Origin of the sequence: Acinetobacter sp. WCHAc010052, from assembly GCF_002165295.2 — a bacterium.
Lineage (GTDB): Bacteria > Pseudomonadota > Gammaproteobacteria > Pseudomonadales > Moraxellaceae > Acinetobacter > Acinetobacter chinensis.
The window spans coordinates 3,213,381-3,237,115 of sequence record NZ_CP032143.1; the positions used below are offsets into that span (position 1 = coordinate 3,213,381).

General features: G+C 45.7%; 25 protein-coding genes and 4 tRNA genes. 13 read left to right on the top strand and 16 right to left on the bottom strand.

Going from position 1 to position 23,735, the window contains the following annotated elements; translation table 11 throughout:
• Window position 1: 1 nt before the first annotated feature.
• The 5 genes from CDG61_RS15665 to CDG61_RS15685 are packed head-to-tail and all read left to right on the top strand — an operon-like array spanning window position 2 to window position 3,372.
• The gene (locus CDG61_RS15665) at window positions 2-367 is read left to right on the top strand and encodes a Na+/H+ antiporter subunit C (RefSeq protein ID WP_087512636.1); all 366 of its coding nucleotides are present in this window, start codon (window positions 2-4) and stop codon (window positions 365-367) included.
• Window positions 367-2,175 (top strand): monovalent cation/H+ antiporter subunit D, encoded by a 1,809-nt coding sequence (locus CDG61_RS15670; protein WP_087550633.1) that lies wholly within the window; start codon window positions 367-369, stop codon window positions 2,173-2,175. Before CDG61_RS15665 ends, CDG61_RS15670 begins: the two co-directional genes overlap by 1 nt.
• A gap of 2 nt (window positions 2,176-2,177) precedes the next feature.
• Window positions 2,178-2,699: a Na+/H+ antiporter subunit E gene (locus CDG61_RS15675; protein WP_087550418.1), complete on the top strand. Its 522-nt coding sequence runs from the start codon at window positions 2,178-2,180 to the stop codon at window positions 2,697-2,699.
• Window positions 2,696-2,971 carry a monovalent cation/H+ antiporter subunit F gene (locus tag CDG61_RS15680; protein WP_087550417.1) on the top strand — a complete coding sequence of 92 codons (276 nt, stop codon included), beginning with the start codon at window positions 2,696-2,698 and terminating at the stop codon, window positions 2,969-2,971. The genes CDG61_RS15675 and CDG61_RS15680 overlap by 4 nt, the downstream gene beginning before the upstream one ends.
• Window positions 2,972-2,982: 11 nt before the next feature.
• A complete protein-coding gene (locus tag CDG61_RS15685) occupies window positions 2,983-3,372 on the top strand; it encodes a Na+/H+ antiporter subunit G (RefSeq protein ID WP_087512633.1) in 390 nt (129 codons plus the stop codon).
• A 90-nt stretch (window positions 3,373-3,462) separates the two neighbouring features.
• On the opposite strand, the gene CDG61_RS15690 is transcribed toward CDG61_RS15685, so the two are convergent.
• From CDG61_RS15690 to tpiA, 10 genes are all read right to left on the bottom strand, one after another.
• Window positions 3,463-3,870, bottom strand: a complete 408-nt coding sequence (locus tag CDG61_RS15690) for a ribosome-binding factor A (RefSeq protein WP_087512632.1) — start codon at window positions 3,868-3,870, stop codon at window positions 3,463-3,465.
• Window positions 3,870-6,557: a translation initiation factor IF-2 gene (infB, locus tag CDG61_RS15695; protein ID WP_087550416.1), complete on the bottom strand. Its 2,688-nt coding sequence runs from the start codon at window positions 6,555-6,557 to the stop codon at window positions 3,870-3,872. Before infB ends, CDG61_RS15690 begins: the two co-directional genes overlap by 1 nt.
• Window positions 6,558-6,567: 10 nt before the next feature.
• A complete protein-coding gene (gene nusA / locus CDG61_RS15700) occupies window positions 6,568-8,052 on the bottom strand; it encodes a transcription termination factor NusA (RefSeq protein WP_087550415.1) in 1,485 nt (494 codons plus the stop codon).
• Window positions 8,053-8,088: 36 nt separating this feature from the next.
• Complete coding sequence (gene rimP, locus CDG61_RS15705; RefSeq protein ID WP_087550414.1) at window positions 8,089-8,613, bottom strand: ribosome maturation factor RimP; 525 nt, start codon at window positions 8,611-8,613, stop codon at window positions 8,089-8,091.
• A gap of 214 nt (window positions 8,614-8,827) precedes the next feature.
• Window positions 8,828-8,904, bottom strand: a tRNA-Met gene (locus tag CDG61_RS15710).
• Between the two features lie 94 nt (window positions 8,905-8,998).
• Window positions 8,999-9,075: transfer RNA gene (locus CDG61_RS15715), tRNA-Met, on the bottom strand.
• Window positions 9,076-9,145: 70 nt separating this feature from the next.
• Window positions 9,146-9,222, bottom strand: a tRNA-Met gene (locus CDG61_RS15720).
• A 47-nt stretch (window positions 9,223-9,269) separates the two neighbouring features.
• Window positions 9,270-9,354 (bottom strand) — tRNA-Leu (locus tag CDG61_RS15725).
• Window positions 9,355-9,407: 53 nt separating this feature from the next.
• Window positions 9,408-9,740, bottom strand: coding sequence for a preprotein translocase subunit SecG (gene secG / locus CDG61_RS15730; protein ID WP_087550413.1), 333 nt, complete (start codon window positions 9,738-9,740; stop codon window positions 9,408-9,410).
• Between the two features lie 13 nt (window positions 9,741-9,753).
• Window positions 9,754-10,545: a triose-phosphate isomerase gene (gene tpiA, locus CDG61_RS15735; RefSeq protein WP_087550412.1), complete on the bottom strand. Its 792-nt coding sequence runs from the start codon at window positions 10,543-10,545 to the stop codon at window positions 9,754-9,756.
• Between the two features lie 285 nt (window positions 10,546-10,830).
• On the opposite strand from tpiA, the gene pilB reads away from it, so the two are divergent.
• Genes pilB through coaE form a run of 4 tightly spaced genes read left to right on the top strand, consistent with a single transcriptional unit; the run spans window position 10,831 to window position 15,272 of the window.
• Window positions 10,831-12,543: a type IV-A pilus assembly ATPase PilB gene (pilB, locus tag CDG61_RS15740; RefSeq protein WP_087550411.1), complete on the top strand. Its 1,713-nt coding sequence runs from the start codon at window positions 10,831-10,833 to the stop codon at window positions 12,541-12,543.
• A gap of 28 nt (window positions 12,544-12,571) precedes the next feature.
• Window positions 12,572-13,798 carry a type II secretion system F family protein gene (locus tag CDG61_RS15745; protein ID WP_087550410.1) on the top strand — a complete coding sequence of 409 codons (1,227 nt, stop codon included), beginning with the start codon at window positions 12,572-12,574 and terminating at the stop codon, window positions 13,796-13,798.
• On the top strand, window positions 13,798-14,658 hold the full coding sequence (locus tag CDG61_RS15750) for a prepilin peptidase (protein WP_087550409.1): 861 nt from the start codon (window positions 13,798-13,800) through the stop codon (window positions 14,656-14,658). Before CDG61_RS15745 ends, CDG61_RS15750 begins: the two co-directional genes overlap by 1 nt.
• A 14-nt stretch (window positions 14,659-14,672) precedes the next feature.
• A complete protein-coding gene (gene coaE, locus CDG61_RS15755) occupies window positions 14,673-15,272 on the top strand; it encodes a dephospho-CoA kinase (RefSeq protein WP_087550408.1) in 600 nt (199 codons plus the stop codon).
• A gap of 1 nt (window position 15,273) precedes the next feature.
• On the opposite strand, the gene CDG61_RS15760 is transcribed toward coaE, so the two are convergent.
• The 4 genes from CDG61_RS15760 to CDG61_RS15775 form a co-directional block, all read right to left on the bottom strand.
• The gene (locus CDG61_RS15760; RefSeq protein ID WP_087550407.1) at window positions 15,274-16,188 is read right to left on the bottom strand and encodes a DMT family transporter; all 915 of its coding nucleotides are present in this window, start codon (window positions 16,186-16,188) and stop codon (window positions 15,274-15,276) included.
• 34 nt (window positions 16,189-16,222) lie between these two features.
• Entirely contained in the window at window positions 16,223-16,972 is a 750-nt protein-coding gene (gene rlmB / locus CDG61_RS15765) for a 23S rRNA (guanosine(2251)-2'-O)-methyltransferase RlmB (RefSeq protein ID WP_087550406.1), read from the bottom strand.
• 131 nt (window positions 16,973-17,103) lie between these two features.
• The gene (locus CDG61_RS15770) at window positions 17,104-17,427 is read right to left on the bottom strand and encodes a pyrimidine/purine nucleoside phosphorylase (RefSeq protein ID WP_087512620.1); all 324 of its coding nucleotides are present in this window, start codon (window positions 17,425-17,427) and stop codon (window positions 17,104-17,106) included.
• Window positions 17,428-17,508: 81 nt separating this feature from the next.
• On the bottom strand, window positions 17,509-18,807 hold the full coding sequence (locus CDG61_RS15775; protein WP_087550405.1) for a tetratricopeptide repeat protein: 1,299 nt from the start codon (window positions 18,805-18,807) through the stop codon (window positions 17,509-17,511).
• A 115-nt stretch (window positions 18,808-18,922) separates the two neighbouring features.
• Between CDG61_RS15775 and recN the strand changes: the two genes are divergently transcribed.
• The 4 genes from recN (at window position 18,923) to CDG61_RS15795 (ending at window position 22,433) form a co-directional block, all read left to right on the top strand.
• Complete coding sequence (recN, locus tag CDG61_RS15780; RefSeq protein WP_087550404.1) at window positions 18,923-20,584, top strand: DNA repair protein RecN; 1,662 nt, start codon at window positions 18,923-18,925, stop codon at window positions 20,582-20,584.
• 129 nt (window positions 20,585-20,713) lie between these two features.
• Window positions 20,714-21,268: a YqgE/AlgH family protein gene (locus CDG61_RS15785; RefSeq protein ID WP_087512617.1), complete on the top strand. Its 555-nt coding sequence runs from the start codon at window positions 20,714-20,716 to the stop codon at window positions 21,266-21,268.
• Window positions 21,261-21,704 (top strand): Holliday junction resolvase RuvX, encoded by a 444-nt coding sequence (gene ruvX / locus CDG61_RS15790; RefSeq protein WP_087512616.1) that lies wholly within the window; start codon window positions 21,261-21,263, stop codon window positions 21,702-21,704. Before CDG61_RS15785 ends, ruvX begins: the two co-directional genes overlap by 8 nt.
• A 15-nt stretch (window positions 21,705-21,719) precedes the next feature.
• The gene (locus CDG61_RS15795; protein ID WP_087550403.1) at window positions 21,720-22,433 is read left to right on the top strand and encodes an SDR family NAD(P)-dependent oxidoreductase; all 714 of its coding nucleotides are present in this window, start codon (window positions 21,720-21,722) and stop codon (window positions 22,431-22,433) included.
• 46 nt (window positions 22,434-22,479) lie between these two features.
• On the opposite strand, the gene CDG61_RS15800 is transcribed toward CDG61_RS15795, so the two are convergent.
• Window positions 22,480-23,490 carry an HlyD family secretion protein gene (locus CDG61_RS15800; protein WP_087512724.1) on the bottom strand — a complete coding sequence of 337 codons (1,011 nt, stop codon included), beginning with the start codon at window positions 23,488-23,490 and terminating at the stop codon, window positions 22,480-22,482.
• A gap of 40 nt (window positions 23,491-23,530) precedes the next feature.
• Complete coding sequence (locus tag CDG61_RS15805) at window positions 23,531-23,734, bottom strand: DUF1656 domain-containing protein (RefSeq protein WP_087512614.1); 204 nt, start codon at window positions 23,732-23,734, stop codon at window positions 23,531-23,533.
• Between the last annotated feature and the right edge of the window lies 1 nt (window position 23,735).

The window sequence follows — 23,735 nt, forward strand, 5'->3', positions numbered from 1 at the left end:
GATGATCAGTCTTGAATTTTTAGTCGCCTCTGCGATTGGCTTACTGGTGGCTACAGGGATTTACCTTGTTTTGAGGGCACGTACTTTCCCTGTGGTACTGGGGCTTGCCATGATTGGTTATGCCGTCAATATCTTCCTGTTCAGCATGGGACGCTTACAGATCAATGCGCCTGCTGTACTGACTTCTGCCACAAAAGCAACAGATCCTTTACCACAGGCACTGGTACTGACTGCAATTGTGATTGGATTTGCCACGACTGCATTTATTGTTCAGCTGGCATTGCGAAGCCGTTATGAGTCAGGTACAGATCATGTGGACTCCAAAGAAGAGCCCGTTATTACCGATTTACGTGAGGATGAGCCATGATGAATGATCTCCTCAGTTTCCTGAATCAGCACACCCCGGTTTTCAGTATTCTGATTCCTGCATTTACAGCATTCATTCTGTTATTACTGGGCAATCCAGGTTCTGGCTCACTCGCTCATGACTGGCGTCAACCCTGGAGGCGCAGCATCAGCTGTATTTCTTCCCTGCTCGGACTCAGCACAGCTGTTTTTTACCTGGTTCAGGCGAGCCACGGTCAGATCATTATTTATAATCTGAGTGAATGGGCAGCACCTTTTGGCATTATTTTAGTGCTCGATCAGCTGTCTGCACTGATGCTGGTTCTGACCTATGCCCTGTCCGTACCGATCTTATGGTTTGCCAGTAAACAGTGGGATACCCGTGGACGTTATTTCCATGCCATGTTCCATTTCCTGCTGATGGGGCTGAGCGGTGCATTCCTGACAGGCGATCTGTTCAACCTGTTCGTATTCTTTGAAATCCTGCTGATGGCGTCCTACGTCCTGTTACTGCATGGTCAGGGGAAAGCCCGTTTTCATCTCGGCATTCATTATGTCACCATTAACCTGCTCGCTTCTGCTCTGTTCCTGATTGGACTGGGTATGATCTACGGCAGTGTCGGCAGTTTAAATATGACCGATGTTGCCCGACTGATGCCATTGCTTGAAGCAGATCAGCACCGTCTGGCTGTTGCAGGTGGTTTGCTGCTGTTCGTTGTTTTTGGTATCAAGGCAGCAATGCTCCCTGTCGGTTTCTGGTTACCTAAAACCTATGCTGTTGCCGCTACACCCGTGGCTGCCATATTTACCATTATGACCAAAGTCGGTGTTTATGCGATTTTACGGGTCAACGGCACGGTCTTTGATGATCCTGTCAGCCAGAAGATTTTGAGCAGCTGGCTGTTGCCTATCGGACTGATCACTTCCCTTTATGGCGTGATCGGAGCTATTGGTGCTGAGCGTCTGCGCCGTTTTGTCGGCTTCATGATTCTGTCTTCAATTGGTACCATTCTGGTGGCACTGTCACTGTTCAATACTCAGGCATGGTCAGCAGCACTTTATTATCTGGTACACAGTACCATTATTGCAGCAGCTTTTTATCTGCTCAGTGGATGGATCACGTCTCAGCGTGGTGAATTCAAAGATCATTTCAGAATTGCACCGCAGATGAAACAGCAGAAAGCTGTCTCTATCAGTTTCTTTATTATTGCCATGATGATGGCAGGACTGCCGCCTTTCAGTGGTTTTCTCGGTAAAGTTTTTATTCTGCAGGCAACCGCAGGTCATGCATGGCAAGGCATCATTATTGCCGTTGTACTGATTGTCAGTCTGCTCAGTATTATTGCATTTACCCGTGTCGGCTTCATTCTGTTTTGGCGGGCAAGCCGTCCTGAAGAAAACACAGAACAGGCTGCGTTCAGGGAATACCAGGCTTTACCTGATAAAGCACCTTTACGGAATGATGTCACAATCTATGCCCTGCTGGCGGGACTGGTTTTATATGTTGTCTTTGCCTCACCTGTTCAGCAGTATACTTTCCAGGCAGCTGCTCAGATTCAGAACAATGCGCTGTATGAAGCAACTATCCTGAAACAGGATCATAACCGAGAGACCATCAGTGTTCAGCCATTTGATCCTGAAAACCTGCCTGAGACCAAATATAACGGTGAATCAGTCGACCCAAATGCTCATCTGATTCCTTATACCATCAGTAAAGATACACTTGAAGGCGAGCATATTTCAGAATTCAAGCGACGTCAGATTCTGAATCAGGACTCACAGATCAGCCCTGATAATGAACATGATCAGCTCAAACCGATGGAGCCATGAGTATGCAAGAAAAAACTTTCTGGAATCGCTGGCTGCCGCATCCATTTGTTTCTGTGATTGTCGCACTCAGCTGGATTATGCTGGCTCACAGCCTTGAAGCAGGTACCATCCTGATGGCGCTGATCCTTGCTGTTGCCGTGCCCCGTATGGTCAGCCCATTTATTGAAAGCACGCCCAACATCAACTGGATTGAAGCTTTGAAACTGTGCTTTGTTGTTTTATGGGACATTATCATTTCCAATATCCGGGTCGCAAAACAGGTCCTGGGTCCTATGGATAATCTGCATCCCAAATGGTTCAGGGTTCCTCTTGAAACACAGCATGATGAAGTGAACACGCTGCTCGCGATGATCATTACCACAACTCCTGGAACCGTTACAGCAGGGATTGACCAGGACAAAGGTGACATTCTGGTACATGCGCTGAGCAGTGATGATCCTGAGCAGGAAATCAGAGATATTAAAACGCGCTATGAACAGCCTTTAATGAAAATTTTCAATGTGCAACCAGGAGAATCATCATGAGCATTCTGCCTTATGCGCTCAGCTTCTGTATGTTCTGCATTACCATCTCCATGCTGCTTTGCCTTTACCGCATTGTGATTGGTCCATCCATTGTAGACCGCTTACTTGCACTGGATACCTTATTTTTAAATGCCACCTGCCTGATTGTCGTTCTTGGCATTTACTGGGTCAGCACTTCCATGTTTGAGGGGGCATTACTGGTTGCCATGCTCGGCTTTGTTTCCACAGCAGCGCTGGCACGTTATTTTACGTCCGGTCATGTCATAGATTAAGGAGAAAAGATATGCAGCTTCTGATGGAAATACTCGTCTCCTTCTTCCTGATCATTGGTGCTTTTTTTATGCTGGTCGGTGGTATCGGAATGGTTCGCCTGCCTGATCTGTTTATGCGACTTCACGCTCCCACCAAGTCCAGTACTTTAGGACTAGGCAGCTTCCTGATAGCCGCCATGATCCATGCAGCATTTAATGGCCGTTTTGGGTTTGCTGAACTGCTTCTGACTTTACTGGCGTTTATTACCGCGCCCGTATCTGCAAATCTGATTGCACAGGCAGCCTTACATTTACGTTTACGCTCCATGAGTGGCAATGTACCTGAATCACTTGAACGCCCTCTGCCATGGCAACGGAAACGCAAAAAAATATTCCGAAAATACCGCAACAATCAACAGTGACCGACTTTCAGAACAATCAATCTGAAAGTCGTATCCAATAAAAAAGCCACCCGAAGGTGGCTTTTTTATTGCTGTCTTTATAAAAACAGCTTATTCATCATCTTTTTTTGCTTCTTCAGCAGGAGGTAAATCTTTCACTGCTTCTGCAATCAGACCAAACATATAGTTACCATATGCATTGGTTTTGTCATAGTGGAAACGCAGACGTGGCGTAATACGTGTCTTAATACGATGCCCAAGTTCATGACGCAGGAACCCTGATGCCTTATTCAGGACATCCAGTGTTTCTTTATTTGCCACTTCACTCTGCTCATCGCCAAGCTCACGTCCCATTACAGTGACATAAACTTCTGCATAGCCTAAATCAGGGCTGACTTTCACCGCTGAGATGGTCACAAGACCACCCAGACGTGGATCTTTTAGCTCCTGACGGATCAGTTCAGAGAGCTCTCTCTGAACTGTGTCTGCCATACGCTTAAGACGCTGACTACCCGCCATTAAAGACTCCGTTTAATCAGTTGAACATCATACACTTCGATCTTGTCCTGTGCTTTGATGTCTTTATAACCTTTCACCGCAAGACCACATTCCATACCGGCACGAACTTCTTCAACCACTTCTTTATAACGACGAAGAGATTCAAGTTCACCCTGGAACACAACCACGTCATCACGTAATACGCGAATCGGTTTGTTACGGTGTAATGTACCCTCAAGTACCATACAACCCGCAGCAGCGCCAAATTTGCTTGAGTGGAACACTTCACGCACTTCAGCAACACCCAGAATCGTTTCACGGTGTTCAGGTGCAAGTTTACCGCTCATTGCAGCTTTCACATCATCAATCAACTGATAGATGATTGAGTAGTAACGGATATCAATGCCATCAGCATCAGCTTTCTGACGTGCAGTATTATCAGCACGGACGTTAAAGCCAAGAAGTACCGCTTCAGATGATTCGGCAAGTGTTACGTCAGACTCAGTAATTGCACCTACGCCTGAACCGATAATACGTACTTTCACTTCATCAGTCGCAAGCTCAGCAAGTGCTACATGAAGCGCTTCCAGTGTACCACGTACGTCTGTTTTCAGTACAACGTTCACGATAGGCACATCTTTCTTGCCCATAGACGCCATAATATTTTCAAGACGCATTGCAGATTGACGCTCAAGTCGTTTCTGACGTTCACGATCCGTACGGGCATCCGCAACTTCACGCGCTTTTTTCTCGTCAGTTACAACAAGAACTTCATCACCCGCCATTGGCGCTTCTGGAAGACCTAAGATTTCGACTGGAATCGAAGGACCTGCAGATTTGATACGCTGACCGTTTTCATCTGTCATAGCACGAACGCGACCGTAAGATGAACCTGCAAGGACAAGATCACCCACTTTCAGCGTACCGTTCTGAACAAGAATAGATGTTACTGCACCACGGCTGTTGTCAACACGTGCTTCAATTACAACACCTTGCGCAGCACCTTCTTCAGATGCTTTCAGTTCAAGCAGTTCAGCCTGAATTGAAATCAGATCAAGTAACTCATCAATACCCTGACCAGAATGTGCTGAAACCATGGCAACCGGTACATCACCGCCCCATTGTTCAGGTACGATTTCTTTTACAGTCAGTTCGTTCAATACGCGATCTGGATCAGCAGATTCTTTATCCATTTTGTTGATGGCAACAATAATTGGAGTACCTGCAGCACGGGCATGGTCAATTGCTTCCGCAGTCTGTGGCATTACACCGTCATCTGCCGCTACAACCAGTACCACGATATCAGTCGCTTTCGCACCACGTGAACGCATTGCAGTAAATGCAGCGTGTCCAGGAGTATCAAGGAAAGTAATAATTCCTTTCTCTGTTTTCACATGGTATGCACCGATATGCTGTGTGATACCGCCCGCTTCGCCCTGAGCAACTTTTGCACGACGGATACGGTCAAGAAGCGATGTCTTACCATGGTCAACGTGACCCATGATCGTAACCACTGGTGCACGTGTAGATTGAGCACCACGCGCGCCTTCAGCTGCTTCAAGTAAGTTGTCTTCAGCCTGCGTATCAGAAACAAGAACTGGGTTGTGACCCATTTCTTCAACGATCAATGCAGCGATTTCCTGGTCAATCGCCTGGTTCTGAGTAACCAGCTCACCCATTTTCATGAGTGATTTGATCACTTCACGAACTTTAATCGCCATTTTCGCAGCTAAGTCAGCAACAACAATGGTTTCACCAATTTCAACATCATAAACCTGTTTCTTAACAGGTTTTTCAAAACCGTGTTTACCTGTCTGACTTGTTTTCAGACCACGTTTAGGCTGCTTGCTGAAACTTTGCTCTTCCTGACCACGACGGCCACCTTTTTTCGGAGCACGGGCACCTGGAGTATTGGTACCACGTTTAATGTCACGGTCTTCTTTCGCAAATGAATCTTCATATGCCTGACCAACCAGACCTGCCGCCAGTGGAGAATCATCCACAACACGGATCGTCGCAGTTGCATCTTCAGAAGAATACTTGGAAGCCATCTGACGCATCTGCTCAAGTGTACGCTGTTGCGCTTCCTCAGCAGACTTGCGACGTGCTGCTTCTTCAGCTGCTTTTAATTTCGCAGCATCAGCTTCACGAGCTCTCTTCTGTTCAGGTGTTTCAATCACTTTAACAGTTGCTTTCGTAATCGGTTTGTTTGTTGATTTACGTTTTACAACAACCGCTGCTTTAGGTGTTTCTTTTGCTGCTGTCTGCTGTTTTGCAGCTGCACGCATTTTTTCAAGATTTGCTTTCGCAGAACTTTCAGTTTTCTCAGCTTCTTTTGGAGCAGGTGCTTCCTGATTTTTCTGCTGAGCTTCAGCCTTAGCTAAAGCTTCTGCTTTAATCTGCTCAGGATCAGGCTTCACAAACGTATGCTTTTTACGCACTTCAACGTTAATGGTTTTTGCCTTACCTGATGTACTTGCCACTTTAGCAGTACTGGTTGTTTTACGTTTCAACGTGATTTGTCCTGCCTGACCGCCGTCCTGACCATGAACCTTCTTCAAATGGTTAACGAGGGTATTCTGTTGTTCAGTGGAAATAATATCGTCAGCCTTACTTTGAGGTAAGCCTGCCTCACGAACCTGTTCCAGGAGCTTTTCAACGGGACGACCCACGCTGAGCGCCAACTCTTTTATCGACTTGTCCGTCATATATTACCTCCTAGTTAAACCATGATTCACGCGCTTTCATAATGAGCTGACCTGCTTTTTCAGCACCCAGACCTTCGATATCTGCAATATCATCTGTTGCCTGATCTGCAAGATCATCAACGGTAATGACGCCACGGGAAGCAAGCGCGTATGCTGTTTCCTGTGTCATTCCTTCCATAGCCAGAAGGTCTGCTGCAGGTTCCTGAACATTTTCCTGCTGCTGAAGTGCATCTGCAAGAGCAATCTCTTTGGCACGGCTTTGCAGCATTTCAACTGTTTCAGCATCCAGTTCAATTTCATCGAATGTTTCAGGCGGAACATAAGCAATTTCTTCAAGTGAAGTGAAGCCCATTTCCACCAGTGCCATTGCAAGATCTTCTTCAATATCAAGACGGGTTACAAACATGTCCAGATACTGCTGTGCTTCATCCTGCTGACGGGCACGATAGTCTTCTTCAAGCATCATATTCAGTTTGAAACCGGTCAGTTCAGATGCAAGACGTACATTCTGCCCCTGTGAACCGATCGCACGGGCCAACTGATCACTGGTTGCAAAAATGATGTCTGCTGTACGCGCATCTTCATCAATGACAATACCTGATACATCAGCGGGTTCCAGTGCACTTGCAATGTACTGAGCAGGATCATCAGACCATACCACCACATCAATACGCTCACCGTTCAGTTCTGACTGAACAGCCTGAATACGTGTGCCTCGCATACCGATACATGCACCAACCGGATCAATACGGTGATCATTGGTTTTTACTGCAATTTTGGCACGCACACCCGGCTGACGTGCAGCGGCTTTAATTTCAATGATTTCTTCAGAAATTTCAGGAATTTCTTTTTTCATCAATGCAATCAGCATTTCCGGTTTTGAACGGGACAACAACAGTTGTGCACCACGTCCTTCACGGTTAACACTGTACAGGATTGCATTCATACGCTGTTTTGGACGCAGAATTTCGCGGGCAATCATTTCTTCACGGGCAAGATAAGCTTCTGCATTATCACCCAGATCAATAATGAAACCGTCTTTGGTCTGCTTTTTCACTTCACCGTAAATCAGCTCACCGACTTTAGACTCATAAGCATCAGCGATCAGAGCGCGTTCAGCTTCACGAATCTTCTGTACAATCACCTGTTTGGCAATCTGTGCAGCAATACGACCGAAGTCAATGGATTCAACTTCCAGTTCACGGATATCACCAATAGACCACTGCGCTGGATCAAGATCAGAAATTGCATCCTGACAAGCCGGCATTTCATGATCCTCATCAGCAACCACTTCCCATTGACGGAAAGTACTGTATTCACCTGTTTTACGGTCAATTTCAACACGTAAACGAGCTTCTTCAGAGTGTGTGCCTTCGTAGAATTTCTTTTTAGTCGCGGCAACGAGAGCCTGTTCAAGCGCTTCAAAAATTGCTTCGCGACTTACACCTTTTTCGTTACTGACCGTTTCTACCACGGTAAGAATTTCGCGCGCCATAAGTCACCTATATCGTTCAGATTCTTATTTCCGGGATTAATCCTGGTAAATCAAATTTGCTTTATCAATATTATTACTGTCGATTTCAAGTACTTGCTGGTTGTCAACTTCTACCTGAATCAGCTCATTTTCCACGTCAACAGCGACGAGTTTTGCCTGAAATTTACGACGGTTTTCTACAGCACTGATCAGGCGTAAAGCCACCTGCTGACCAATGTATCCTGTCATCTGTTCCAGCTGGAAAAATGGACGATCCCAACCCGGTGAAGATACTTCAAGTGAAAACTCACCTGAAATAGGATCATGAACGTCAAGAAGAGCTCCAGCCTGCTGAGTCACACGAACACAGTCCTGTACACCAACACCGCGACCCTGCTCAAGCTCACCGTCTTCATTCAGAACAGGTTCTGCATTGTCATCAACGGCTTTGTCTATATATATACGTAACAGGGAACGTTTACCCTGAGGGATAAATTCAATCCCCCAGAGATCCACACCACAAGCCTGCACAGCTGGTGCAATTAAATCCTGAAGTGTCTGAGTTTTATTTGATAGCTTCATTTACTCTCGTCAAAGTTGTGCAATCCAATGGTCAGGATGACCACTACATACCGATCTTAACTATAGTAGTAGTGAATCATGACGATTTGACCAATTTGATGTCGGCACTACACGATAGCCAATAAAAAAGGGCGAAATCGCCCCTATTATCGCACAGAAAACCAATGTCCACTGTGCAAAAAGGCCCACTTTGTTGTGAGCCTCTTTAGAAACTTGGTAGCGGGAGCTGGATTTGAACCAACGACCTTCGGGTTATGAGCCCGACGAGCTACCAGACTGCTCCATCCCGCATCAACGTGCAAAATTATACCCAGATATTAAACATTTTTCAATCAGAATTACATTTAAGATCTGACTGTTCAGCTTTGCATGCTGATCAGTAAAATGGTAGCGGGAGCTGGATTTGAACCAACGACCTTCGGGTTATGAGCCCGACGAGCTACCAGACTGCTCCATCCCGCAACAACATGCAAATAAATATCTCAGTTTCTTCAAACTGTCTTTTTAAGTCTGCATCTTAAAAAGAGTTGATTGGTAGCGGGAGCTGGATTTGAACCAACGACCTTCGGGTTATGAGCCCGACGAGCTACCAGACTGCTCCATCCCGCATCAACAGATTTGCCGCTAACACCAACTTATATTCTGGATTCATAAGTTGGTGCGGAAGGGGGGACTTGAACCCCCACGCCCGAAAGCACTACCACCTCAAGGTAGCGTGTCTACCAATTCCACCACCACCGCAGCTGTGACGCATTCTAGTCGCATCACTGCAAAAAAGAAAGGCTTAAATAAACTTATTCGCTAGTTTTCGTTCCAGTTGGCGAAGTTCCAGGCAACCCACCCTGTATAGGTGCAGTTGTTGCCGGAACTGATTTCAGACTGTAGGCATCAGTGGTCTGTTTTTTTGCATAAACCGCCAGTGTCAGACTGGTCACAAAAAACAGTGCTGTCAGAATTGCGGTCAGGCGCGTCATAAAGCTGCCTGAACCTGATGCACCAAAAACAGTTGCGGCACCACCGCCGCCGAAAGATGCACCTGCATCAGCACCTTTACCATGCTGCACCAGAATCAGTGCAATCATCAATACAGCTAAAATAATATGTACCACCAGCACAAAAGTATGCATGCTGAACTCCTGATTATTCTGTTTCTGCAAATGCCTGGGCTATTTTATAAAAAGACCCCGCATTCAGGGATGCTCCACCAACCAGAGCACCATTAATATCTGGACAGGCAGCCAGCTCAACCGCATTTTCCGGTTTGACACTGCCACCATATAAAATTGCCATCTGCTGACCATAAGGCGTCAGTTGCTTCAGCCCCTCACGGATCGCTGCATGCATGGACTGAGCATCTTCCGGTGAAGCAGTTTTCCCCGTCCCGATTGCCCATACAGGCTCATACGCAACAATGATCTGCTTCCACTGTTCAGCTTCAATCACTGGCGCAATATCGCAGATCTGCTGCAATACCACCTGTTCCGCCTGCCCAGCGTCACGCTGTTCAAGACTTTCACCAATACAATATACGACAGTCAGACCCGCATTCAGTGCATTTTTCACTTTTTCGCACAGAATCTGAGGACTGTCTGCAAAAATTTCACGTCGTTCAGAATGACCAACCAGTACCAGCTGAATCTGACTGTCTTTAAGCAGTTCAGCACTCACTTCGCCGGTATAAGCACCCGTACCTGCAATCCTGGACACATCCTGCGCCACAGTATGGACAGGAGATGCTGCATTTTCAAAAGCAGCTTTTACATTCATTAAAGCAATGGAAACAGGCGCAACACCTATACGGCAAGCCTGTTCCGAAATATCATTATTCTGCAGTAATTCTTTAAATTCCTGAATCAGTTGCTTGGCATCAGCCTGCACTGGATTCATTTTCCAGTTCCCAATAACCCAAGGCGTAACAGTCGATCCCGACATAAAGTAACCCGTAAAGAAAATTCATCAAAACGCGCACATTCTACACGCAAATCATAATTATGAAGACATTTTTATTGAAGCTTTTGCAAGACTGTATGAATTAAGATACCTTTGAAATGAAACAATGAATAAAAACATATGCCTTGAATTACGACTGGTTCATGCTTTTCAGACAGATTAAGGTGGTAGCATCACTTTTAGATATGGTATTTTTGTGCAACAAAAGTATAATTTTGCCATACCAATTATAAACAGTATTTTTTATTTAAGTAGGGATACCGGGGAATGTCAGTATTACAGGGTTCACCTAAATTCACAGGATTTATTCGTCGCCTCGTCGATGAAGGGACAGTTTCTGCCGAAAAAATGCAGCAGGCTGTTGCAGGAGCAAAAAAAGCCAAACAGGATATTGTTCCCTATCTGATTGAACAGCTCAGCCTTTCTCCCAAAACTGTTGCTGAAAAAATTTCAGAAGAGTTCGCAGAACCCATTTTTGATCTTGCTGCCTATGATACAGCTCAGATTATCCGTGAAGGCATAGACGATAAGCTGATCACACGCCACCGTATTCTGCCTGTTTTCAAACGGGGTCACATCCTGTACGTTGCAACCAGCAATCCAACCAATATGGATGCCATGGATGCGATCCGCTTCAACAGTAAAATGAATATTGAAGCGATTATTGTTGAACACAATAAACTCGAAAAAATTATTGAACAGAATTTCGCTGAAGAAAGTACTTTTGATTTTTCAGATGATGATATTGACCTGGATCTTGATGAGGGTACCTCCCCCCAGACTACAGATGACGATGATGAACCACAGGCAGATGAAGCCCCAATCGTAAAATATATCAATAAATTACTGATTGATGCCATACGTATGGGTGCATCGGATTTACATTTTGAACCCTATGAAAAAACCTATCGTGTCCGCTACCGTGTAGATGGTGTACTGCGCCAGATTGCGACACCACCCTTACAGTTGTCAAACCGTCTTGCCTCCCGACTGAAAGTCATGTCACAGATGGATATTTCTGAAAAAAGGATTCCTCAGGACGGACGTATCAAACTGAAACTGTCCAAAACCAAAGCCATCGACTTCCGTGTCAACTCATTACCGACACTGTTTGGTGAGAAACTGGTTCTGCGTATCCTGGATCCATCCAGTGCCATGCTGGGCATTGATGCTTTAGGATATGAACCTGAACAGAAAGCCCTGTTTATGGAAGCTCTGGAAAAACCTCAGGGAATGTTACTGATCACAGGTCCAACCGGTTCGGGTAAAACGGTTTCTCTTTATACCGGTCTGAATATTCTGAACCAGGAAGACACCAACATCTCCACAGCCGAAGACCCTGTCGAAATTAACCTTGAAGGGGTTAACCAGGTGAACGTCAACCCCAAAGTTGGTCTGACCTTCGCCGTCGCACTTAAATCATTCCTGCGTCAGGATCCTGACATTGTTATGGTCGGTGAGATCCGGGATCTTGAAACAGCTGAAATAGCAGTCAAAGCCGCACAGACAGGACACATGGTTCTTTCCACGCTGCACACCAACAGTGCACCTGAAACATTGACCCGTTTGCGGAATATGGGGGTTCCATCCTTCAACATTGCAACCTCTGTCAACCTGGTGATTGCTCAGCGACTGGCCCGTCGCTTATGTTCACACTGCAAGGAACCTGTTGATGTTCCACGTAACAGCTTACTGGAACTGGGTTTCACAGAAGAAGATCTGAATAATTCAGAATTCCAGGTTTTTCAGCCAGTCGGCTGTTCAGAATGCCGTGAAGGTTATAAGGGTCGTGTCGGTATTTATGAAGTTATGAAAGTTACACCAGAAATTTCAAAGATTATTATGGAAGATGGTAATGCGATCAAAATTGCAGAAGCATCTGAAAAATCGGGGTTTAATAATCTTCGCCGCTCTGGATTAGTGAAAGTCATGCAGGGGGTTACTTCTCTTCAGGAAGTAAATCGTGTGACGAGTGAATAGATTGAAAATTTAAAATAAGGATAATTGCATGGCTGTCAAAAAAGCACAGATGATGCCAAACTTCATCTACGAAGGGGTTGATCGTAAAGGGGCTAAGATCAAAGGGGAAATGCCGGCACGAAACATGGCTTTAGCCAAAGTGACGCTGCGCAAGCAAGGGATCACCATCAAAACCATCCGGGAAAAGAAAAAAAATATTCTCGAAGGGCTGATGAAGAAAAAAGTATCCACGCTTGATATCACCATCTTCACCCGTCAGCTTGCAACCATGATGAAAGCCGGTGTACCTTTGGTACAAAGCTTTGAAATTGTTGCAGAAGGTCTTGAAAACCCTGCCATGCGTGAAGTTGTCCTTGGCATTAAAGGTGAAGTCGAAGGCGGTAATACTTTTGCAGGTGCCCTGAAAAAATATCCACAGTATTTTGACAACCTGTTCTGTTCACTGGTCGAATCAGGGGAACAGTCTGGTGCTCTTGAAACCATGCTGGACCGTGTTGCAATCTATAAAGAAAAAAGCGAACTGCTTAAACAGAAAATTAAAAAGGCCATGAAGTATCCAGCCAGTGTAGTTGTGGTCGCTATTATTGTAACAATTATTCTGATGGTTAAAGTCGTGCCTGTTTTCCAGGAGCTGTTCTCCTCATTTGGTGCAGATCTGCCGGCATTTACTAAAATGGTGGTGAACATGTCTGAGTGGATGCAGAAATATTGGTTCATTCTGATTATTGCTATTGGTGCCGTCATTACAGCTTTCCTGGAAGCCAAAAAGCGTAGTAAAAAATTCCGTGATTTCCTGGATAAAGCAGCACTGAAAGCACCTATTTTTGGTGATCTGGTGTATAAAGCCATTATTGCCCGTTACAGTCGTACTCTTGCAACCACTTTCGCAGCCGGTGTACCTTTGATTGAAGCACTTGAATCTACAGCAGGCGCAACCAATAACGTGGTTTATGAACAGGCGGTCATGAAAATCAGAGATGACGTTGCCACAGGACAACAACTCCAGTTCGCCATGCGGGTTACGGATAAGTTCCCATCCATGGCAGTACAGATGGTTGCAATTGGCGAAGAATCCGGTGCACTGGATGCCATGCTGGATAAAGTGGCTACACACTATGAAAATGAAGTGGATAATGCCGTGGATGGATTGACCTCCATGATGGAACCTTTGATCATGGCTGTACTGGGTGTACTGGTCGGTGGTCTGGTTATCGCAATGTATCTACCAATCTTCCAGATGGGCTCCGTGGTTTAATGCAGGAAATTATCTCTTATTTAAGTACAACCCCAACTGCACTTTATCTGGCAGTTGGGATTTTCAGTTTATGTATCGGCAGTTTTCTGAATGTCGTTATTTATCGCACCCCGAAAATGATGGAACAGGAATGGCGACAGGAATGTCAGCTGTACCTGCATCCAGATCACCCACCTGAACCTGAAACTCCAATAACGCTGAGCAAACCCGCATCGACCTGCCCCAAGTGTCAGTCAGAAATCCGCTGGTATCAGAATATTCCTGTTGTCAGCTGGCTGGCATTACGTGGCAAATGTGGTAACTGCTCCAATCCAATCAGTATCCGCTATCCTTTTATTGAACTGCTGACGGCGGCCTGCTCCCTGACTGTCGTTGCGGTATTTGGTCCATCCATTCAGATGCTTGCAGGACTGCTACTGACCTGGGTATTGATTGCATTAACCTTCATAGATTTTGACACACAGTTACTGCCTGACCGTTATACCCTGCCACTTGCAGCGATTGGCCTTGCGGTAAACAGCTATTCAGTATTCACATCCCCTGCTGCATCCATATGGGGATATATCATTGGCTTCCTTTGCCTCTGGGTCGTCTATTATCTGTTTAAAGTTGTGACCGGCAAAGAAGGCATGGGTTATGGCGACTTTAAACTGCTGGCTGCCCTGGGTGCCTGGATGGGTCCTTTGCTCCTGCCTTTGATTGTGTTACTTTCATCTGTGGTCGGTGCGGTAATTGGTATTATTTTACTGAAAATCCGTAAAGAAAATCAGCCCTTTGCTTTTGGCCCCTATATTGCCATCGCTGGCTGGATTGCCTTTTTATGGGGTGAACAGATCATGAAAATTTATCTTGGGCAGTAATAACGGACAACTGAATGACTTTTATTCTGGGTTTAACAGGCGGTATAGGCAGTGGAAAATCAGCTGCCAGTCAATGGTTTGAATCTCAGGGCATTCAGGTCGTGGATGCTGATATTGTCGCAAGAGAAGTTGTTGAAAAAGGACAACCAGCTCTGAAACAGATTCAGCAGATATTTGGCACCTGGGTCATACAGGAAGATGGTGAGCTGAACCGCCGAGCCTTAAGAGAATATATTTTCAAAGATCCTTCAGCCCGCAAACAGCTTGAAGCCATTACTCATCCTGCCATCCGCACTGCAATCATTCAACAGCTGGCGTCTGCAACCAGTCCATATGCTGTGCTGGTTTCCCCTCTGCTGTTTGAAACCAGTCAGCACGAACTGACCCATCACAATCTACTGATTGATGCGACTGAAGAGCTTCAGATTGAACGAGCTTCGTCACGTGATGGGCAGAATGCTGAACAGATAAAAAAAATCATTGCTGCGCAGATGCCACGCTTACAGAAGCAGGCTCTGGCTCAGGATATTATTCTCAACGATGGTCATATCGATCATCTGCACAACCAGCTTAAAAAACTGCATCTTCAGTATCTTGCAAGAAGCGAAGCCTGAATCAGTTTTTTTTCTGCTGATCCAGCTTCACCTGGAGACTGTCTTTACGCCCAAACCATCGCCATGGCTGCAATGCACCCACACCCATACCCAGCAAGCCGCAGATAATCGCTATACTCAAAGGCTCATTCAATAATGGAACAGCCAGTACTGCGGCAATAAAAGGCGCCAGGGTCACAATACTCCCTGTTTTAAATGCCCCCAACCGTTTAATAGCTTCCACATAAGTCAGTGTGGCGATAATCACCACAAAAATGCCATGAAAAATCCCCTGAACAAGCAAGTGCATGGGTTCTGGCTGCGTCAGATTTTTAGGTAAAAATAAAAGATAAACCGGAATATAAACAAGCGCTGACCAGATCGCCACACCCGCCATGGAATGCCATGCAGAAAGCTTCCACTGCCTGAGCAACACAGTAAATACTCCCCACCAGATTGCACTGATAAAAAACAACAGATCACCAAAACCAAAGGCCACACCTGTTTCCTCATACATCAGAAAACACATGGCTGAAATGGCGGACAGCATAATGACCAGGCTTACCCAGGTATGCTTATCAAAAGGCTCCCTGAACAGAAAAAAACCTGCCAGTGCTGTACACAAAGGGATACAGCCGTTCAGGAAAATCGCAGCATGTGCAGCAGGGACAAAATGAAAAGCACTGTAGGAAGTCAGGCAATACCCCACCCCTCCGACCATCGCCAGAATAAATGGCTCTTTTTTCCAAAGAAAGGCAGTATCTTTTTTCCATATCAGAACTGGCATCAGAATACAGAATGCCAGTGCAAATCGGAGTGCGGTAATATCCCATGCGCTGATGTGCCACTGAGCATTCAGACGGGAGGTAATCGTAAACCCTCCCCAGATGCACATCGTAACTGCAACGAGGGCATAACCTTGTGTTCTGGGAGACATGTTCCTGCTACTTTAATTTAAATAATAAACTGACTCAGTGATTACGCTGACGGCAGGCTTCATACAGCGCCATACCCGTTGCCACACTGACATTCAGACTCTGTAAATTCCCTGCCATCGGAATATAAACGGTCTGATCACACTGTGACTGAGTAATCGGACGCAAACCTGTATCTTCAGCGCCCATCACTACACACACCGCTGTCCCTGTAAAGTCGAACTGCTGAACAGGCAACGCTTTTTCATCCAGCATGGTGCCAACAACACGCACATTGAATTCGTCTTTAATATTTCCCAGGGTTCTCGCCAGATTGGTTACCTGAATAAATTTAACCTTTTCAGCACCACCAGCTGCAACTTTGCGTGCCGTCGGCGTCAGGCTGGCAGAACGGTCACGGGGCACGATCACGGCTTCCACACCCATTGCTGCTGCTGTTCGGATACATGCCCCCAAATTATGCGGGTCAGTCACATGATCCAGCGCAAGTAAAAGCGCCTGGGGATTATTTTCAAGCAGCAGATCAAGATCTTTTTCATTCAGTACTGGATGTGGACGCACCGCAGCAACAACACCCTGATGAAATGGCTGACCTGCCAGTTTCTCCAGGCTGTCACGACTAGCTTTCTGAACACTGATGCCAAACGGTTCAGCAAGCTCCAGAATTTTCTGTAAGCGCTGATCATCCCGCCCTTTCAGAGTAAATAAAGTCAGAACCCGCTCAGGCTCAAGCTCAAGTAATGACTCCACCGAATGAACGCCATAATAATATTCAGGTTTAGCCATGAACGACCTCTAATTCAACTTTTATTCAGAATTCAAAAGAAAAATCCTGCAAAGCTGACTTTACAGGATTTCTGTGAATGAACAGTTTAACCGATTCAGGTTAAAAATTCCCTGTTCAATAAAATGAAAGATCAGCCTTCAAGATGGCAGACATAATCCAGCACTTCATCCGTTTCAATTTTAAAACGGCTGTTACCAGGAACATAGAACGACTGTCCGGCACGGAACAGTTCGCTTTCTTCGCTGTCAGCAATTTTAACCCGGCATTCACCAGAAATAATTTCCATACGTTCAGGAACATGCGTTTCAAACGTCAATGCCTGCTCGGTTGGAAGAATAACCCCCAGGGTTTTTTTAGTACCGTCTTCAAACTGAACCGTATGGCTGATACACAAGCCACCAAAGTAGACGTTTGATTTTTTCACAACAGAAACATGATCAAACTGAGCTGACATGCATATTCTCCAGGTAACGCGTTTTTATATCTTTTGACTGCCTGTAGTTTAATTGGGCAAGTACAACTAATCAATCCAGATTTATACAGAATAGAGTTCTATTCTCCATATTTTCTTCTGAATATTGTCTGTATAAATCCGAGGCAGGTTCACCATAATTTCACGGGAGTCCAGTACTGCAGCTTCATAACTGCAGACTTCCTGATTTTCCTGATCCAGCAACACCCAACGAACGGTCTCTGCTGCTGCATCTTCAACCTTAACAATCATGACGGGTGCCCCCATATTACTGCCCACATGAAACGTCTCAGCCTGTTCATAATCAGTCTGCTGAACAGCTTCAGGAAAAGGGACTGCATCAGGGTCAAAGCCCTGACTGTCGTGACTGATCAGACTCTGTTTCAATGCAGGCCAGATCATATAGCGCAGAAAATGCTGATCCACCACCCTGCTGGTCAGATAATTACCCGTCTGCATATACTGCTGAATCATGGTTTCAATTCCGTGAAAAACACCATGACAGCCGCCCCACATCCCCGCAAGAACCAACTCGGTATGTGAATAAAAGTCCCGCATGCTATGAAACCATCTGCTGCTGTCCAGCCATGCCTGAACTGCCGCTTTTTCTCTATAGGAAATCAGTGAGTCTGCATCACGGATCATAAAAAACCGGACATCAGGATCATCCATGACCAGGAATCGCCAGAACAGCCCGGACAGCTGTTTTTGCTGCTCATTCACCATAACAGTCTGCGCACCTGCATTTTTCAGTCTTTGCTGAACAACATCCGGCACACTGTCGTCCAGATAAATCCTGCATGTCCATTCGGGGTAAATCTCTCTGGCATGAACCACGTTCAGCCATGCTGTTTCACAGTATCTTGGATCACTGCCAAACAGTGAAAAAGCTATAATATTTTCCTGCGGACGGGCAGGATTAAACACAGGTCTTTCAGCAGGAATATTCAGCGTGGACTGTTCATTGACCTGGTTTTTTTTGCTCTGTAATGCAAGCGCACCATACTTCTGAACTTCATCCGGTTTATTCAGCTGATAACAGACTTCGGTCAATCCATCGTAAATATTGGTATCCACCTTGGCTTTACTCAGACTGATCGCCTTCAGATAATGTCGGTAAGCATCTTCATAGCGTTCAAGACGCAGTTCGGTAAATGCCAGATCCATCATTGCAACGACATGGTCAGGTACATATTTCAGTACTTCAGCCACGTGTTTCCGTGCGGCTTCATAGTCTTTCTGCGCTGTTGCCTGACGGAACAGAGCGGATAACTGTGCAAGTTTTTTATTCAACTGTTCAATATTCTGTTTTTTTATCGGTTGCCTGACCGGTGGTTTAGGCAAAGGCAGTTTCATTTTCATAATAAATATGGGATAAAATAGTTATGTTTCAGGTCATCTTAGAATAAAAGTCATCTTGTGACAAAAATAAAACCTGATATCTTTAACTTAAACTTACCGCAGTCCGGATGCGTATATGCTGACACATTTAACTCTGATCAATTTTGCATTAGCTGACAATTTAGCCATTGATATTGAACAAGGTTTTAATGTTCTCACCGGAGAAACCGGTGCAGGTAAATCCCTGCTCCTGGATGCGCTTTCTGCCTGTCTTGGTGAAAGAACAGATACCAATTATGTACGGTTCGGCACAGATAAAGCCGATGTCACAGCTGTTTTCAGCTATCAGGACGGCAGTCCAGAGGCTGAATGGCTCAAAGCACATGAGCTGGATGATGAATCTGGTGAGATCCATTTACGTCGTGTTATTTTTTCCACAGGGCGCAGTAAGGCATGGATTAATGGTCGTCCAGGCAGTCTGTCTGAACTCAAGGAAATCGGACGCTTGCTGGTACAGCTGTACAGCCAGCACAGCCAGCAGCAGTTACTGGAACCGCCTTATCCGAAGCACTGGATTGACCGTTACAGCAACTTTTACACTCCAGCCCAGCAGGTTCGTGATGCTTACAGCAAATGGCAGAAGGACATCCGTCAGCATCAGGCTGCCATAGATGCACAGGCAAACCGTCTGCAACGCATCGACACTTTACAGCTACAGCTTGAAGAACTTGAAGAACTGATTCAGATTGATTATAAAGAAATTGAACAGGAATTTGACCGTCTCAGTCACCATGAACACATCATGCAGGATTGCAGCTACAGCCTGAATGCACTCGATGAATCCGAACAGAATATTGCTCAGGAAATGTCTTCCATTCTACGCAGACTCGAATCACATGCGGGTCGCAGTGATCAGCTTTCTGAAATTTATAATTCCCTCATCAATGCGCAGAGTGAAATTGATGATGCAACTGCAAATCTGAGACAGTTTATTGACCGTCAGAGTTTTGATCCTGAACGAATGGAAGAACTGAACTCACAACTGGAAGTCTTCCATCGGTTAGCCCGTAAATACCGCACCCAGCCCGATGAACTGAAAAATCAGTACACCGAATGGCAACAGGAACTTGAACAGCTGCATCAGCTGGAAGACCCTGAAGCCCTGGCTGAACAGGTTGAGGCATCCTATCAGGACTATCTCAGCAAGGCACAGCATCTGGATGATATCCGTCGTGAAGCTGCTGCACCGCTGGCAAAACAACTGACCGAGCAGGTTAAACAGCTGGCACTGCCAGAAGCCCATTTTGAGTTTAAATTTGAACCACTGGAACAGCCATCAGCAGAAGGTTTCAGTTTTATTCAGCTGTTATTTACTGCCAACAAAGGTATTCCAGCACAGCCCCTTGCAAAAGTGGCGTCAGGCGGTGAACTGTCACGTATTGCCCTCGTCATGCAGGTCATGAATGCAGAAAAAACGGATGCCGAAGTACTGGTATTTGATGAAATTGATGTGGGTATCAGTGGTGGTACAGCAGAAATAGTCGGTCGTCTGCTGGCAGGACTGGGCAAACACGTACAGATTTTATGTATTACCCACCAGGCACAGGTTGCAGCACAGTCTGATCAACATCTGCTGGCAAAGAAACGGCAGTCAGATCCAGCCAGCAGCAGTATTCTGGAACTTGAAGAAGATGAGCGGATTCAGGAACTCGCACGTATGACCGGTGGTATTGAAATCAATGAAACTACATTGCAGCATGCCCGACAGCTGAGACAGCTGAAATTTCAGATTGCCTGACCCGTGATATCTCTTTGGACTCTGTCAAATACACAAAATAGTATTTGGATAAGTGATGGAAGTCCTGTAACTTATTAATAAACGTAATATTTAATATAATAATTCAGAGAATTGAGGAGAAATTCCCAGGTGTCAAAACAATTTCTGACGCACCGCTGTCTGATTGCACCGCCTGAAATGGCAGATGATTTCTTTGCCAATACAGTGATTTACCTTGCCCGACATGATGATGAAGGCGCACAGGGGATTATTATCAATCGTCCTTCGGGAATTTCTGTACGTGAATTACTCAATGATCTGGAAATCAGTGCCGATCATGTCCTGCCGCACGATGTGCTTCAGGGAGGACCTTTGCGTCCCGAAGCCGGTTTTGTTCTGCATACCGGTCAACCGACCTGGCATTCTTCCATTGCAGTCGGTGAAAACGTCTGTATCACCACCAGTAAGGATATCCTCGATGCGATTGCACATAACGAGGGTGTGGGGCGTTACCAGATTGCACTGGGCTATGCCAGCTGGGGTAAAAATCAACTGGAAGATGAAATTGCCAAAGGTGACTGGCTGATCTGTGATTCAGATATGGATCTGATTTTTAATTTACCCTACGATGACCGCTGGGACGCAGCTTATCGTAAAATAGGCATTGACCGCACCTGGTTATCATCTGAGATTGGACATGCCTGATTTAACACAACCGCAACTCATTCTTGCCTTTGACTTCGGCACACAGAAAATGGGGATGGCGGTTGGTTCTTCCCTGATTGAAAGTGCAAACCCGCTTGCCCTGTTTCCCATGAAAGATGGTATTCCGAACTGGGATGAACTGCTGAAAATAGTAAAACAGCATCAACCCAGTTTATTTCTGGTGGGATTACCTTTAAATATGGATGACACCGAGTCAGAACTTTCCACCCGTGCGCGTAAATTTGCACGGCGTTTGCGTCATCAGACCAATATTGAAACCCTGATGGTGGATGAACGTCTGACCACCCGGGAAGCCCGTGATGAACTTGAGCATTATCAGGCTCAGGGACGTGCAAAAAAACTCGCCGCAGACAGCATCGCAGCCGCTTTATTTATTGAAAGCTGGTATCGCAATCCAGAAGGCTTAACACCTTAAACAGCAGGTTCAGTCATGTCCAGGACATATGTCATCTATGGGGTAAGTAAAGGGCTTGGGCAGGCAATCCTGCAGGCTGTTCCTCAGCAAGAAGACCGTATATTCGGTATTTCACGCTCTGAACCCAGTTGTCTTCATCCCGGTTTTCAGTGGATTTCTGCCGATCTTTCTCAGCCTGAACTGGCTCGGGATATGGTGAAAAAACAGATTCAGAATCAGCAGGTGGATTATCTGATTTATAACGTAGGTATCTGGGAAGAAAAAGCATTTGAGCCTGATTATGACTTTGAAAACTGCTCTGATACCGAAATTTCGCGTTTACTTCATACCAATGTACATGCCTGCATACTTGCGATTCAGTCTCTGCTGGAAAATTTACGTCTATCCAGCAATGCCAAAATCATTCTGATCGGTTCAACCTGGGGACTGGATAATCATAACGGTGCAGAAGTTGCTTTTTCAGCAAGTAAATTTGCACTGCGCGGAATGGTTCATGCTTTGCGACAGAGTCTGAGAAAAGATCAGATTGGTATCAGTGTACTGAACCTGGGTTATCTCGCCACAGAATTTGACATCAACACACCACTGGATACTGTGCTGGCAGAAACTGAGACTCAACTGATTCCACTTCAGGATGTACTGGCAGCTATCCGCTTTATTCTGGCGACCAGTCGGGCATCCTGCGTCAAAGAAATCAACATGCCTGCCATGGCAGATCTGCACATATAAAAAACCCATCTTTCGATGGGTTAAAACCTGATGAATGGCTGACAGCTTATTTTTTATGTCTTTCCAGAATATGTACGGTCACGGTACGACCTGCAATAAAAGCCAGTTCATTGTGCGGTACTTCATCCAGTACAATTTTTACAGGGACACGCTGCGCCAACCGCACCCAGCTGAAGGTTGGATTTACATTGGCCAGCAGACCAGAGGATGTTGTCCGCTCACGGTCTTCAATCCCTGATGCAATTCCCTGTACATGACCTTTAATTTTCTCTGAATCACCCATCAGCTGAATGGTTGCCTGATCTCCCAGCTGGATTTTATTCAGTTTGGTTTCTTCAAAGTAACCGACCACATACAGTTGCTTACGGTCAAGCAATGCCGCAACCGCCTGCCCCACTTTGACATAATTACCAGGACGCATATCAAAATTGGATAAAGTCCCGTCAGCAGGTGCAATAACTTCAGCACGGTTCATGTTCAGTTCAGCCAGATGCAGACTGCTGGTCGCAGCTTCAATGAGGGCTTTCTGCTGAGTAATACTGGCTTGTGCCTGCTCAACTGCTGCCTGCAGCTGCTCATGCTCTGCGTGGGACTGATCACGTGTGGCAAACACCTGATCCTGTTCCTGTTTAGAAATCGCACCATCCATCAAAGATGCATAACGTCCTGCTGTTTTATCAGCAAGCTGAATATTGGCAGCCGATCTCACCACATTCGCTTTAGCCTGTGCCAGTCCTGCTTCCGCTTCTGCAAGTCCTGATTTTGCTTTTGCCAGATCTGACTTTGCCTGCTCAACATCGAGTGCCTGACGGGCAAGATCTATTTTAAACAGCACCTGACCTTTTTTGACCTGCTGATTGTCCTGAACCAGAACTTCAGTGACCAGACCTGCAACATCTGAAGACACCTGAATCACGTCTCCACGCACCCGCCCGTCACGGGTCCAGGGTTCGGCATTGTAGTAGTTCCACAGATGTACCACGCACAGGACAGCAAGTATCACCACAACAGTCAGCACTGTCGGTCGGATGACTTTTCGAGCATCAAAACTTTTCATATTCCACTTATCCATTCATCAATTCAGGAAGTTTTATTCATTACTGCACCAGACTGAAAATCCAGTGCATCAGCCCCAGTAAAATGGCATAAAGACATAAATTGAAAATGCCCGGCAGCGCAATCCACCCTCTTTCAATCAGGGTATCTGTCCATAGCGCAATTATTCTGAGCAGGATATACGCCAGTATCGCCTGGACCAGAAAGACCGGAATATAAACCCCGTACAGATTCAGTTCACCCATC

Bases quoted from the DNA above. Each gene is read 5' to 3' on its own strand.
- CDG61_RS15665 (WP_087512636.1), top strand. From the start codon at position 2: ATGATCAGTCTTGAATTTTTAGTCGCCTCTGCGATTGGCTTACTGGTG.
- CDG61_RS15670 (WP_087550633.1), top strand. From the start codon at position 367: ATGAATGATCTCCTCAGTTTCCTGAATCAGCACACCCCGGTTTTCAGT.
- CDG61_RS15675 (WP_087550418.1), top strand. From the start codon at position 2,178: ATGCAAGAAAAAACTTTCTGGAATCGCTGGCTGCCGCATCCATTTGTT.
- CDG61_RS15680 (WP_087550417.1), top strand. From the start codon at position 2,696: ATGAGCATTCTGCCTTATGCGCTCAGCTTCTGTATGTTCTGCATTACC.
- CDG61_RS15685 (WP_087512633.1), top strand. From the start codon at position 2,983: ATGCAGCTTCTGATGGAAATACTCGTCTCCTTCTTCCTGATCATTGGT.
- CDG61_RS15690 (WP_087512632.1), bottom strand. From the start codon at position 3,870: ATGGCGGGTAGTCAGCGTCTTAAGCGTATGGCAGACACAGTTCAGAGA.
- infB (WP_087550416.1), bottom strand. From the start codon at position 6,557: ATGACGGACAAGTCGATAAAAGAGTTGGCGCTCAGCGTGGGTCGTCCC.
- nusA (WP_087550415.1), bottom strand. From the start codon at position 8,052: ATGGCGCGCGAAATTCTTACCGTGGTAGAAACGGTCAGTAACGAAAAA.
- rimP (WP_087550414.1), bottom strand. From the start codon at position 8,613: ATGAAGCTATCAAATAAAACTCAGACACTTCAGGATTTAATTGCACCA.
- secG (WP_087550413.1), bottom strand. From the start codon at position 9,740: ATGCATACTTTTGTGCTGGTGGTACATATTATTTTAGCTGTATTGATG.
- tpiA (WP_087550412.1), bottom strand. From the start codon at position 10,545: ATGTCGGGATCGACTGTTACGCCTTGGGTTATTGGGAACTGGAAAATG.
- pilB (WP_087550411.1), top strand. From the start codon at position 10,831: ATGTCAGTATTACAGGGTTCACCTAAATTCACAGGATTTATTCGTCGC.
- CDG61_RS15745 (WP_087550410.1), top strand. From the start codon at position 12,572: ATGGCTGTCAAAAAAGCACAGATGATGCCAAACTTCATCTACGAAGGG.
- CDG61_RS15750 (WP_087550409.1), top strand. From the start codon at position 13,798: ATGCAGGAAATTATCTCTTATTTAAGTACAACCCCAACTGCACTTTAT.
- coaE (WP_087550408.1), top strand. From the start codon at position 14,673: ATGACTTTTATTCTGGGTTTAACAGGCGGTATAGGCAGTGGAAAATCA.
- CDG61_RS15760 (WP_087550407.1), bottom strand. From the start codon at position 16,188: ATGTCTCCCAGAACACAAGGTTATGCCCTCGTTGCAGTTACGATGTGC.
- rlmB (WP_087550406.1), bottom strand. From the start codon at position 16,972: ATGGCTAAACCTGAATATTATTATGGCGTTCATTCGGTGGAGTCATTA.
- CDG61_RS15770 (WP_087512620.1), bottom strand. From the start codon at position 17,427: ATGTCAGCTCAGTTTGATCATGTTTCTGTTGTGAAAAAATCAAACGTC.
- CDG61_RS15775 (WP_087550405.1), bottom strand. From the start codon at position 18,807: ATGAAAATGAAACTGCCTTTGCCTAAACCACCGGTCAGGCAACCGATA.
- recN (WP_087550404.1), top strand. From the start codon at position 18,923: ATGCTGACACATTTAACTCTGATCAATTTTGCATTAGCTGACAATTTA.
- ruvX (WP_087512616.1), top strand. From the start codon at position 21,261: ATGCCTGATTTAACACAACCGCAACTCATTCTTGCCTTTGACTTCGGC.
- CDG61_RS15795 (WP_087550403.1), top strand. From the start codon at position 21,720: ATGTCCAGGACATATGTCATCTATGGGGTAAGTAAAGGGCTTGGGCAG.
- CDG61_RS15800 (WP_087512724.1), bottom strand. From the start codon at position 23,490: ATGAAAAGTTTTGATGCTCGAAAAGTCATCCGACCGACAGTGCTGACT.
- CDG61_RS15805 (WP_087512614.1), bottom strand. From the start codon at position 23,734: ATGGGTGAACTGAATCTGTACGGGGTTTATATTCCGGTCTTTCTGGTC.